Source organism: Actinoplanes sp. NPDC026670 (genome assembly GCF_040638175.1).
In the GTDB taxonomy this organism is placed as follows: domain Bacteria; phylum Actinomycetota; class Actinomycetes; order Mycobacteriales; family Micromonosporaceae; genus Actinoplanes.
This window is the reverse complement of the sequence record NZ_JBEZXU010000069.1, coordinates 19,497-31,710: the sequence shown is the minus strand read 5'-3', so window position 1 is coordinate 31,710 and position 12,214 is coordinate 19,497. Positions and strand designations below refer to the sequence as shown.

Here is a 12,214-nt window from a genome sequence, read left to right as displayed (position 1 = left end):
GGTGGTGCGCCACGAGAGGGAGAACAGCGGACTTGAGCGACACCACCGTCCTGGAGCAGGAGATCGCGGTCGAGCAGGAGCACGTGGACCGGGTCTACGCCCGTCTCACGGAGCTGCGCCGGGACGCCTCACGGGCCGAGAAGGAGGGCTATCAGCTCGCCGGCGTCGGCACGTTCGGGGCGCTCGTGGAGCGGGACGCGATGGTCTTCCATCAGGCCCGCCGCCGGCACGCCCTGGACGCCGAGCACGAGGGCCTGGTCTTCGGCCGCCTCGACCTGAAGACCGGGGCCACCCACTACGTCGGCCGGATGGGCATCCGCGACGACAACGCGAGACCGCTGGTCGTGGACTGGCGGGCGCCGGCCGCGGCGGCGTTCTACCGGGCCACCCCGGCCGATCCGCTCGGCGTGGTCCGCCGCCGGATGATCCAGTCGGCCCGGGAGCGGGTCACCGGCATCGAGGACGACCTGCTCGACCCGGACTCGGCGCCGGACGGCATGCGGGTGGTCGGCGACGGCGCCCTGCTGGCCAGCCTGGCCAAGGCGACCGGCCGCGGGATGCGCGACATCGTGGCGACCATCCAGCGCGAGCAGGACGACGCGATCCGCTCCCCCGCCTCCGGCGTGACGATCGTCACCGGCGGTCCGGGCACCGGCAAGACCGCGGTGGCTCTGCACCGGGCGGCGTACCTGCTCTACTCCGACCGCAGCCGGTTCGCCGGCGGCGGCATCCTGGTGGTCGGCCCGTCCGGTGTCTTCGTCGACTACATCGCGACGGTCCTGCCGTCGCTCGGCGAGGAGACCGCCACGCTGCGGTCGCTGGGCACGCTGGTGCCCGGCTGGGACGCGACCCGGGTCGACCCGGGCGACGTGGCCTCGATCAAGGGCTCGCTGCGGATGCGCCGGGTGCTGGAGCGGGCCTCGCACGACGCGGTGCCGGGCGGGCCCACCGAGCTGAAGCTGCTCTACCGGGGCACGCTGCTGCGGCTGGACGCGAACGACCTGGACCGGATCCGGCGGTCGGCGCTGCAGCGCGGGGCGCGCCGCAACGAGGTCCGTGGGCACGGTTTCGACCGCGTCTTCGACGCGTTGTGGGCACAGGCACGCGACGCGAAGGTACGGCTGCCGGAGAAGCGCGAGTTCGAGTCGGAGCTGGCCGACCGCACCGACTTCCGGGAGTTCCTCAAGGCGTGGTGGCCGCGGTTCACGCCGATGCGGGTGCTGCGCTGGCTGGCCGACCCGCGCCGCCTCCGGGCGTATGCGAACGGGGTGCTGTCCCGCGACGAGATCGCCACGTTGCAGGGCTCGTTCGACGCGCTCGCCGAGCACGGGCCGACGATCGCCGACGTGGCGCTGCTGGACGAGCTGGACGAGATCATGGGCCGTCCCCGGCAGCCGCAGCGCAAGACGAAGAACCCGTTCCACGTGCGCGACGGGATCCAGGAGGTCAGCACCTACGCCGACCGGCAGGCGGCGGCCCGCGCCCAGCAGGTGCAGCGGGAGGAGGACTACCGGGAGTACGCGCACGTCGTCGTGGACGAGTCGCAGGACGTGTCGCCGATGCAGTGGCGGATGATCGGGCGGCGCGGCTCCTACGCCTCGTGGACGATCGTCGGCGACCCGGCGCAGACCGCGTGGTCGGGTGACCCGGCCGAGCTGGACCGGGCGCGTGACCGGGCCCTGGGCAGCCGCAAGCGCAACAGCTACGCGCTCACCACGAACTACCGGAACTCGTCGGAGATCTTCGAGGTGGCGGCGCGGGTCATCCGTACGATCATGCCCGATCTGCCGTTGCCCTCAGCGGTGCGCAGCACCGGCGTCGCGCCGGCCGACGTCGTCTCCACCGTCCCCGGCCTGCCGGAAGCAGTCCGCGAGCTGGCCGAGAAGCAGCTCGCCGAGGTGGACGGGACGATCGGCGTGATCATGCCGGTGCCGCGGCGCGACGAGGTGGCCGGCTGGGTGGCCGGGCTGCCGGAGCGGGTGCAGGTGGTGACCGCGCTGGAGGCCAAGGGCATGGAGTACGACTCGGTGGTCCTGGTCGAGCCGTCGCAGATCGCGACCGACCCGGCCGGGGTCCGCACCCTGTACGTGGCGCTGTCGCGTGCGACGCAGCGGCTGACCACGGTGGGCACGAACCCCGGCTGGCTGCCGAACGACTAGGGAATCGGCACGGAGACCGCGTTGTACGTGGTCTCCGGCGTCGGCGGGGTGGTGAAGCGGGCGTTCGGCAGGTAGAAGCGCTTGCGGTACTCGGCGATGGTGGTCGGCACGTCGAAGCCCGGGTCGGTGGTGACGGACTCGACCGTCCCGGTCGTCCCGGACCGGTTCAGCCTGACCTCGGCGATCTGGTTGAGCCGGTTCTGCACGACGTAGAGGCTGCGCCCCCGCAGCCACAGGCCGTCGCCGTTGGTGAGCAGCGAGGCGCCGACATCGATCCGCGAGGTGACCCCCGAGGTCGAGACCCGGAACAGGAACCCGGTGTTCGACTGGACGATGATCAGGCCACGGCCGTCCGGGGTGGTGCTGATGCCGTTGGCGTTGTTGCCGGTCTGCAGCGCGATGTCGCCGGTGAGCGGCACCGCGACGGCCTCCGCCGGCAGTTCGCCGTGCCTGCCGAACGGCAGCTTGAACAGGGTCAGGCTGCGCGAGTCGGTGAACCAGGCGGCGTCGCCGGTGACGATCACGTCGTTGATGAACGGGCCGTCCGCGGCAGGCCGCAGCTGGTAGGACCGCAGGACGGCGCCGGTGCGCAGGTCGATCACCCGGGCGTCGCCGCCCGAGCCGCCGGCCACGAAGAGCCGGCCGTCGTCGATCTTGAGGCCGAGCGAGGGGGTGCCCGGGCCCTCGGTGAACGTGGCGCCCGCGCCGGTGCGCAGGTCCACGCGGTAGATGTCGCCGTCGACGCGGGAGCCGAAGTAGGCGTACGGCTTGCCGCCGATCGCGATGCCCTCCGGCTGGAAGCCGTTCGGCAGGGTGAGGGTGGTCGGTAGCGGGCTGGACGGGGACGCCGCGGCGGGCACGGCGGAGACGGTCACCGCCAGGGCGGTGAGGCAGAGAACGTTCGCAAGGGTACGGCGAAGCACGAAACTTCCTTTCCTATGCAGAACGGGTCGTCAGGATTCTCATTGCACGCGAAGTCACACACAACCGGTAGAGGCAATGGCGATCTTCCCGGGTTTCAGGGGACGATCGGGTCATGCCTTACACACGGCATCTGTACTTTTTGCGAACCGCCACGCCGGATGCGCAAAAAGATAACAATGCGAGACATGAGTGACGGGCGTGTCATGGTCTTCGCGCCGGCCCCACAGCTGACGGTGACCATCGAGCAACACCACGACGAGCCGGAACTGCACGTCCACCCGGGCGGGCAGGGCATCTGGCAGACCCGGATGATCACCGTGCTGGGGGCGCAGGTGACGCTCTGCACCGCCGCCGGCGGCGAGGTGGGGCGAGTGCTGGCCCCCCTGCTCGGCGAGCTGCCGGGCGTGACGCTGCGGCTGGTCCGGCGGGAGCACGGCAGTGGCTGGTATGTGCATGATCGCCGCGGCGGCAGCCGCCAGGAGATCGCCGAGCGGCCCGGGAGCCCGCTGTCCCGGCACGAGCTCGACGAGCTCTACAACCTGACCCTGGCCGAGGGCCTGCGCGCCGGCATCGCGATCCTCAGCGGGCCGGCCCACCCCTCGGTGATCAAACCCGAGGTGTACGGGCGGCTCGCCGCCGATCTGCGGTCCAACGGCTGCCAGGTCATCGCCGACCTGTGCAGCCGTCACCTGGCCGCCGTGCTGGAGGCCGGGATCTCGGTGCTCAAGATCAGCCATGAGGAGCTGATCGCCGACGGGATGGCCCCGGACGGCAGCACCGGGGCCCTGACCAAGGCACTGGTCCAGTTGCACGAGGCGGGCGCCGAGACGGTGCTGGTGTCCCGGGCCGACATGGGCGCGCTGGCGCTCTTCAACGAGGAGATCTACACGGTCGCGCTGCCCCGGCTCACCCCGGCCGAGCATCGCGGGGCCGGCGACTCGATGACCGCCGGAGTCGCGGCCACCCTGGCCAACGGCGGTCCGATGGACGCGGCGGTACGCACCGGGGCCGCGGCGGGCGCTCTCAACGTCACCCGCCACGGGCTGGGCACCGGCCACGTGGACGCGGTCCGGGTCCTCACCGAGAGGGTCCGGCTGACCCCGATCGAGAAGGCGTAGGCATCATGACCCCCACCCCGGGCAATCACCAGCGATTGCGAATCCTGATCACCAACGACGACGGCATCGAGTCCCCGGGGATCCGCACCCTGGCCCGTACCGCCGCGCACGCGGGATACGAGGTCGTGGTGGCGGCGCCGCTGAGCGAGTCGAGCGGCGCCAGCGCCTCGATGACCGCGGTCGTCCAGGACGGCAAGATCGTCTCGGAGGCCCGGGAGCTGGCCGGCTGCAAAAACATCCCGGCGTACGGGGTGGCCGCCTCGCCCGCCTACATCGTCCTGCTGGCGCTGCGGGACGCCTTCGGGCCCGCCCCGGACCTGGTGCTCTCCGGCATCAACCGGGGCGCCAACGCCGGGGCGGCGGTGGTGCACTCCGGCACCGTCGGCGCCTGCCTCACCGCGGCCCACGCCGGCCTGCACGGGCTGGCGGTCTCCCTGGACGTGCTGACCCCCGCCGCGGCCAGCGCGTCCAGCGGGGGCGCCGCCATCGCCGCCCTCGACAAACTCGACGACGAGCAGCACCACTGGATCAGCGGCGCCGAGATGGCGATCAAGCTGCTGCCGTCACTGATGCACACGCCACCCGGGACCGTCTACAACCTCAACGTCCCCGACCTGCACGTGGACGGCATCCGCGGGCTGCGGCAGGCGTCGCTCGCCCGGTTCGGCCAGGTGCAGATGAGCATCGCCGAAGCGGGCGACGGTTATGTCCGGACGGCGGTGCAGGCGGCCGAGGAGACCCTCGACGAAGGCACCGACCTGGCCGCCCTGGCCGAGAACTTCGCCGTCGTCACGCCGATCCGGGCGCCCCATGAGGACCAGAGCATCCGGATCAACGTCGAGGGCGTGCTGGTGCAGAGCCCGGCTTACTGAGGCGGGTCAGGCGGTGACCGTCTCGTCGAACGGCTGTGGATTGCCGAAGAGACCGAGCAGGCCGGTGACCCAGAGCTGGCGGTGCGCGAACCGGCTCGGACGGGTCACGACCAGCTTGACGTCACTGACGCCGGCCAGCTGGAACGCCGCGACCAGGGCACTGATGCCCACCGAGTCGATGAAGGTCACGTGCCGCATGTTCAGCTCGATCCGGGCGGGTGATCCGGCGGACAGCTGGGCTGCCACTGCTTCACGGATCTCGTACGCGTTCTCAACGTCGATCTCGCCTCGCGGCGACACCTCCACCGCGCCGTCGGCCAGCGTCGACGTCGTTATCGACAGCGTCACGTCTTTCCCTCCACCCACCCGGCAGATCCGGGTGCTGTTCCTTCTATACGCGGGCGACCACGACACCGGCCCCGGGTAGGGCGGCGAGGGTTACCCCCGAAAGGTTCGGTGAAACTGCCCGAAAGGTTAGGCGCCGAACCTGTTAGTCACCTGAGTGGCCCGTGTGAACCTCGTCAACAGTACTGCGGGCCGTCAAATCGTATTCGAACCGTGATGGCGTCCACACCGGACGTTTGTGGGGGCCGCCAGCGGGAAACTTGCCTGGATGACCGTGCACTGGAGGTGACGGACGATGTTCGCGAGGAAGAACCGGGCCGAACGGACCGCCGACGAGGCCTGGGAGCACCTTTCCAGCGCCTGGGCGACAGCCGGGGACAGTGCCGGAAGGGCAGCTGGGAGGGCTGGGCGCAAGGGGCGGCGACTCGCCTCACGGGCCGGCGACCGGGTGACATCGGTCACTGACGAGGCCGTGACCCGCGCCTCCGCGGCCGCCGACGCGCTGGCCGGGCGCCGTCCGTCGCGCCCGTGGCTGCTGATCGCCGGGGTCGGGCTGCTCGGCGCGGCGCTCGGCTGGGCAGCGGCGAGCACGGCCCGTGCGGCGATCGAGCGGCAGGCCGAGAACGAGGAGATCGAACTGGCCGAGACAGCGGTGGTGGTCACCCCGACGTACGACGACCACTGACCGTTCGGGGGCGTTCTGCCAGGCCCTTGCTGCTCTCCCATGTTGAGCTCCGGCTCTGTACAGTTGAGCGGCATTCGCCCTTGAACTCCTACAGATCCTCGATCTCCGCACAGATAAGGTCCGCTGGTGCTCAGTGCAGGAAGCCTCCTGGACAACCGCTACCGGTTGGACGACCGGGTCGCCACCGGCGGCATGGGTGACGTCTGGCGGGGCACCGATGTGGTGCTCGGCCGCACCGTCGCGGTGAAGGTGCTGCGGACGGCGATGCTGGAGGACCCGGAGTTCGCCGCCCGCTTCTACGGCGAGGCCCGGATGATGGCCGCCTTCCGGCACCCGGGCGTGGTCGAGGTCTACGACTACGCGAGCGACGGCGACTACGAGGGCCCGGAGAAGGTCGCCTACCTGGTGATGGCGTTCGTGGAGGGCGATCCGCTCTCCAGCCGGGTCAAGGAGGGCCCGATCGGGGTCGCCGAGACGATGGCGATCGTGGCGCAGGCGGCCGACGCGCTGCACGCCGCCCACGAGAACGGGATCGTCCACCGCGACGTCAAGCCGGGCAACCTGATCGTGAAGCCGACCGGCGCGGTGATCCTGGTGGACTTCGGGGTCGCCCGGTCCACCGCGATGACGAGCGTCACAGGTCTCAACGCGATCGTCGGCACCGCCCTCTACATGGCGCCGGAGCAGGTCGCCAAGGGCAACCTGACACCGGCCACCGACATCTACGCGCTGGGCGCGGTGGCCTACCACTGCATCGCCGGGCGCCCGCCGTTCGACGGCGACAACGCGCTCCAGGTGGCGCTGCGGCACCTGGAGGACGATCCGGATCCACTGCCCGCCCACGTGCCGTACGAGGTGCGGGAGCTGATCGCCCGGGCGATGGCCAAGCAGCCGGCCGACCGGTTCCAGAGCGCGGCCGAGTTCGCCGAGGCGGCGTTCACGGTGGCCGGGCCGATCGACTGGAAACGGCTGACCGGCACGTCGATGACCGCGCCGATCAGCCCGGCCCGGGTCGGCAGCGGGGCCTACCCGGCGGCCCGCCAGCCCAGTGGCGCCTACCCGGCCTACGGCTACCCCGGAGAGGCGGGCGCGACCGCGCCGATCAGCCCGGCGGCGCCCCGGCAGGCGCTCCCGGCCCAGCGCAGTGTCGCCGCGCCGGCGCCCTACCCGGCCTCGCGGCCCGGTCAGTCGCCGATCCAGCGCGTCCTGATGTTCGCGATCCTCGGCCTCTTCGTGCTGGCCGGCGGTCTCGGTGTGGCCTTCGCGCTGGACAAGGAGGAGCCCACCTCCAAGAGCAACACTCCCTCGCAGGTGGAGCCGGACAACCCGATCGGCCCGGTCGAGTCCGACGAGCCGAGCACCGATCCGTCACCCGTCGAGTCCGACGACGATGTGGTCAAGCCGTCGACGAGCCGCACCAAGAAGCCGTCGCCCAGCGCCTCGGCCAGCTCGTCGCCGAAACCGAGCGCGTCCTCGCCGTCCCCGGCTGCCTCCTCGGCGTCACCGACCCCCGACAAGACCAGCGAGAGCCCGACGCCTGATCCGGATCCGTCGACGCCGGACATCCCGCCGGTGCTCGGGGTCGGCCTCGACTCCTGAGAAAGTCCGCCTCGGCACCTGAAAAACAACTAATCCTCAACTCGGGCGGCCCTCGGCCGATGGTCCCGGCGGCACGGAGAACCAGCCGGGCCGTTACGGGAAGAGGGTCACACCACGATGACAGTCCAGACTCCACCGGAGCCGGGCCACTACCCGAGCGCGCCACCCTGGACCGGGCAACCGGAGCCGGGTCACCATCCGCACTGGGCCGGGCCACCGGAGCCGGCCCACCACCCGCACTGGGCCGGGCAACCGGAGCATTATCCGAGCGCGCCGCCGTGGGCCGGGCCACCGATTCCGGAACCGCCTCCTCCACCGCACACGGCGCCGCTGTACGGCGGGACCGTGCCGGCCTACGGCTCCCCGGAGAACAAGCACGGCCAGTTGCTGGTCCGGTTCCCCGGTGAGGTGCACGACCTGAACCGGCCGGAGGCCCCGTCGTGGCGGCCGGTGGTGGTCTGGACGTTCCTGCTCAGCGTCCTCGGCATCATCTCGGTGCTGCGGCGGGCGGCACAGGCGCGTCGCTACGGGCGGCGCCGGCGGCCGTACTGGATCGCCTTCGTGGTGACGCTGGTGGCCGGTGGCGCCTTCTGGACGGCGGCGGTGTTCAATGCCGCGATTCCGCTGTACCACCAGTACCGGGAGGCCGGGCTGACCGAACAGCTACAGACCGCACTGGTCTCGGACAGCCGGGTCACCAAGGAGTTCGGCGCGGTGTCTGCGGTCGAATGCAGCACGGTCGGTGACCGGGATGCCGACGGGGTCCGCACCTACCTGTGCACCTTCCAGCTGTCCACCGGCAAGGCCAACGGCATGTACGTCAACGCCGACACCAAGGGCAACTGGCGGGAGAAGGAATGAGCACGGGCCGGCCCGGGTGACCGGACCGGCCCGTTGTGGTCAGAAGACCGGCACGCCCTCGCGGACGAGCTGCCAGTTCTTGACGTAGAAGTCGGCCGGGTCGATGGCGCCCTTCGCCTGGGCCCAGTCGATGAGAAGCTGACGGATCTCCTGCTGGGCGTTGTAGACCTGGGTCTTCACGATGCCCGGGAAACTGCCGCCGCCGGAGCGCCGGTAGTTGTTGACCGCGATCACGAACTGCGCGCCGGCGGCCACGTCCACGCCGCCGATCTGCAGGCGGGTGATCCGGCTGCCGACCGGCTTGCTGATGTCGATGTCGTAGTCGACGCCGGAGATCACGTCGTAGTTGTAGTCCGGCACGGCGGAGTCACTGATCGTCTCCGGGTTGACCGGGGCGCCGACCGCGTGGGTGAGGAAGTACTTCGCCGAATACTCCAGGTACGCCTTCACCTCGGCGCCGGTCAGCACGACCGCCTCCAGGGTGTTGTCGTAGATGTAGAGCCCGGCGACGTCCTTGATCTTCACGTCACCCTGCGGGAACACCGCGGTCCGGCTGAACGGCGCGGCGATCGACAGCACCGGCAGCGCGGCATACTCGGTGCCGGCCAGGGCCGCGCTGACCGTGTCGGTCTGCACCTTGTTGATGTAGTCGAGGATCGGGGTGTCCTCGTACCGGCTGGTCGCGGCGGACAGCTCCACCGTCGACGCGGCGACGACCTGGTTGACGTACGCGACCGTCTTGTCGTGCTGTTTCTTCACCACGGCGAGGACCTTGGGGTCGGCCTCGACGGTGTTGGTGTTCAGCGACGCGGCCGCCTTCGACGTGATCTTCCAGCAGCCCTTGACCCGGGTCAGGTCGAAGTCCATCTTGGTGAGCCGCTGGCCCCACTTGGACGGCTCGGAGAGCAGCACCTGCTCGCCCGTCGTCAGGTTGGTGACGAACCGCTGCGGGACCTCGCGGTGCGCGTGCCCGAAGAGGATCGCGTCGATGCCGGCCACCTGCTCGGCGATCAGCGCGGTCGGGTTCTCGTTCGGCAGCTCGGGGCCGTAGCTGCTGGTGCCGCTGTCGCCACCGTGCGCGGAGATCAGCACGACGTCGGCGCCGCGGGCCCGCATGATCGGCACCCACTTGGCCGCCGTGGCGATCATGTCGGTGAACTGGATCTTTCCTTCGACGTTCGCGCGGTCCCAGATCGCCGAGCCCGGGTTGGTCAGGCCGAGGATGCCGACACGCAGCGTCGGCGCGTGGCGGCCGAGCGAGACCTTCTTGATGACGTACGGGGTGAACGCCGGCTTGCCGGTCTTGACGCTGATCGCGTTCGCGGCGAGCGCCGGGAACCCGAGCTGGCGGATCCACAGGTTCAGCAGTGGCAGACCGTAGTTGAACTCGTGGTTGCCGAGCGTCACCGCGTCGTAGTGCAGCACGTTCATGGCCCGGGCCATCGGGTGCTTCTCACCGGTCGAGGTGATCGGCTCCTGCTTGGCGTAGTAGGTGGCCAGCGGGGTGCCCTGGATCGTGTCGCCGGCGTCCAGCACCAGAACCGGGCCGGTCGCCTCGGCGCGCAGCTTGTTCACCAGCGCGGCCAGCTTGGCCACACCGACGTCGTTGTGGGCGCTGTCGTCATACTCGGCGTCCCGGTAGTAGTCCCAGTTGTAGACGTTGCCGTGGGTGTCGGAGGTACCCAGCACGGTCAGGCGGTACGTGGCCGTGCCGCCGCCCTGGTGAGCCTCGGCCGCCCCGGAGACCATCAACGGCGCGGCGGCACCGGCCGCGGACGCGGCGAGGACACTGCGCCGCGAAACGCCTGTGGGATTGGACATTGCGGACCTCTCAACATCGGATCAGGTGGCGCCTCGTGGGCGCTGAAAACTGCACCCTAACGGCCGGTAAGCGGATCGGTCGATGGAACCCGGGTTGCGCGCAGATCAAATCTGGTCAAGGGCCTCGATACCCAACAGAAACATTCCGGTGTGGAGAGTCCGTGCGGTGAGGTCGGCCAGCCCGAGCCGGCTCGCCCGCACCTCACCCTCGGCCCGCAGCACCGGACACCGCTCCCAGAAGACCGAGAACGCCACGGCCAGCCCGTGCAGGTACACCGCGAGCCGATGCGGTTCGGCCGCGTCCGCGGCGGCCCGGACCGCCGGTTCGAAACCGAGCAGCGCCAGCGCCAGGGCCCGCTCGGCCGGCTCGGTCACCGTCACCGGGCCGGGTCCGCTGCCGGCCTTCCGGAACAGCGACCGGATCCGGGCGTACGCGTACTGGAGGTAGGGGCCGGTGTTGCCGGTGCTGGCCAGCATCCGGTCCCAGTCGAAGACGTAGTCGCCCATCCGGTCGCCGGACAGGTCGGCGTACTTGATCGCGCCGATGCCGACGGCCGGGTCGGTGGCCCGCGCGGTCGCCTCGTCGAGCAGCTCGGCCAGCTTGATCGTGTCACCGGCCCGGGACTTCAGCATCTTGCCGTCCGCACCCAGGATCGACCCGAACCCGATGTGCTCGGCGATCACGTCGCCGGGCAGCCAGCCGGCCTCCCGGGCGACCGCGAAGACCATCTGGAAGTGGATCCGCTGCGGGCTGCCGACCACGTAGAGCATCCGGTTCGCGCCGAGTTTCCCGGCCCGGTGCCGGACCGCGGCCAGGTCGGTCGCGGCGTACCCGAAACCGCCGTCGGCCTTCCGCACGATCAGTGGCAGCGGGGCGCCGTCCCGCCCGGTGAACCCGGCCGGGAACGCGCAGAGCGCCCCGTCGCTCTCGGTCAGCAGGCCCTTCGCGGTCAGCCCGGCCACCACCGCTTCGAGGTCGTCCTGATACCGGCTCTCCCCCGCGAAGTCGTCCGGGCCGAGCGTGACGCCGAGCCGGGCGTAGACGTCCAGGAAGTACCGCTCGGACTGGGCGACCAGCTCCCGCCACAGCGTCCGGGACAGCGGATCGCCTGATTGCAGCGCTACCACCCGCAGCCGGGCCCGGGTCCGGAAGTCGTCGTCGGTGTCGAACTTGACCCGGGCCGCCTGATAGAAGGCGGTCAGGTCGCCGATCGAGTGGCCGCCCGCGCCACCGGCGTCGATCAGGTGCTCGACGAGCATGCCGAACGGGGTGCCCCAGTCGCCCAGATGGTTCACCCGGATCACGTCGTGACCCAGCCACTCGTACGTCCGGGCCAGGGCGTCCCCGATGATCGTCGACCGCAGGTGGCCGACGTGCATCTCCTTGGCCACGTTGGGGCCGGAGTAGTCGACGACGATCCGCTCCGGCACGGCCACCGGGGCGACACCCAGCCGCTCGCCGGCGGCCGCGGCCCGCAGCGCCCCGTCGATCAGCTCGCCGGTCAGGGTGAGGTTGAGGAAACCCGGTCCGGAGACGGCGACCCCGGCGATCCCGGCCAGGTCCGCGGCGGCGGCCACCTCCGCGGCGATCTCCCGGGGCGGCCGGCCCAGCTCCCGGGCCAGCCCGAGCGCCGCCCCGGACTGGAAGTCGGCGTGCGGCGAGGCCCGGACGGCCGGATCGACGGGATGGCCGGCGACCGCTTCCAGGGCGGGCGCGAGCCGGTCGTGCAGAAGGGATTCGAGATTCATGGTCGACTCCGTCGGTGATCAGGACGGGTCGGACCGGGGCCTTCTCCAGCTCCGGCGGGTGTCGACCCGCCGGAGGGAAAG

Annotated in this window: 10 protein-coding genes; 6 read left to right on the top strand and 4 right to left on the bottom strand. The window is 70.9% G+C overall.

Annotated elements, in window-relative coordinates; translation table 11 throughout:
- Positions 1–32 precede the first annotated feature (32 nt).
- Complete coding sequence (locus tag AB0E94_RS42610) at positions 33–2,159, top strand: AAA family ATPase (RefSeq protein WP_360338787.1); 2,127 nt, start codon at positions 33–35, stop codon at positions 2,157–2,159.
- Here AB0E94_RS42610 and AB0E94_RS42605 read toward each other — a convergent pair.
- The gene (locus AB0E94_RS42605; protein WP_360338784.1) at positions 2,156–3,082 is read right to left on the bottom strand and encodes a superoxide dismutase; all 927 of its coding nucleotides are present in this window, start codon (positions 3,080–3,082) and stop codon (positions 2,156–2,158) included. The two genes, AB0E94_RS42610 and AB0E94_RS42605, sit on opposite strands and share 4 nt — an antisense overlap.
- A gap of 177 nt (positions 3,083–3,259) precedes the next feature.
- Between AB0E94_RS42605 and AB0E94_RS42600 the strand changes: the two genes are divergently transcribed.
- Complete coding sequence (locus tag AB0E94_RS42600) at positions 3,260–4,201, top strand: PfkB family carbohydrate kinase (protein WP_360338781.1); 942 nt, start codon at positions 3,260–3,262, stop codon at positions 4,199–4,201.
- Between the two features lie 5 nt (positions 4,202–4,206).
- The gene (locus AB0E94_RS42595) at positions 4,207–5,073 is read left to right on the top strand and encodes a 5'/3'-nucleotidase SurE (protein WP_360338778.1); all 867 of its coding nucleotides are present in this window, start codon (positions 4,207–4,209) and stop codon (positions 5,071–5,073) included.
- Positions 5,074–5,079: 6 nt separating this feature from the next.
- Here AB0E94_RS42595 and AB0E94_RS42590 read toward each other — a convergent pair whose 3' ends face one another.
- On the bottom strand, positions 5,080–5,421 hold the full coding sequence (locus AB0E94_RS42590; RefSeq protein WP_360338775.1) for an STAS domain-containing protein: 342 nt from the start codon (positions 5,419–5,421) through the stop codon (positions 5,080–5,082).
- A 292-nt stretch (positions 5,422–5,713) separates the two neighbouring features.
- Here AB0E94_RS42590 and AB0E94_RS42585 point away from each other — a divergent pair, with 292 nt between their 5' ends.
- The 3 genes from AB0E94_RS42585 to AB0E94_RS42575 all read left to right on the top strand — a co-directional run bounded on the left by AB0E94_RS42585 (position 5,714) and on the right by AB0E94_RS42575 (position 8,563).
- Complete coding sequence (locus AB0E94_RS42585; RefSeq protein ID WP_360338772.1) at positions 5,714–6,103, top strand: hypothetical protein; 390 nt, start codon at positions 5,714–5,716, stop codon at positions 6,101–6,103.
- A 126-nt stretch (positions 6,104–6,229) separates the two neighbouring features.
- On the top strand, positions 6,230–7,702 hold the full coding sequence (locus AB0E94_RS42580; protein ID WP_360338769.1) for a protein kinase: 1,473 nt from the start codon (positions 6,230–6,232) through the stop codon (positions 7,700–7,702).
- Positions 7,703–7,819: 117 nt separating this feature from the next.
- Positions 7,820–8,563 carry a hypothetical protein gene (locus AB0E94_RS42575; RefSeq protein ID WP_360338766.1) on the top strand — a complete coding sequence of 248 codons (744 nt, stop codon included), beginning with the start codon at positions 7,820–7,822 and terminating at the stop codon, positions 8,561–8,563.
- A gap of 39 nt (positions 8,564–8,602) precedes the next feature.
- Here AB0E94_RS42575 and AB0E94_RS42570 read toward each other — a convergent pair whose 3' ends face one another.
- Complete coding sequence (locus AB0E94_RS42570; RefSeq protein WP_360338763.1) at positions 8,603–10,384, bottom strand: 5'-nucleotidase C-terminal domain-containing protein; 1,782 nt, start codon at positions 10,382–10,384, stop codon at positions 8,603–8,605.
- 105 nt (positions 10,385–10,489) lie between these two features.
- Entirely contained in the window at positions 10,490–12,133 is a 1,644-nt protein-coding gene (gene argS, locus AB0E94_RS42565; protein ID WP_360338760.1) for an arginine--tRNA ligase, read from the bottom strand.
- Positions 12,134–12,214 lie beyond the last annotated feature (81 nt).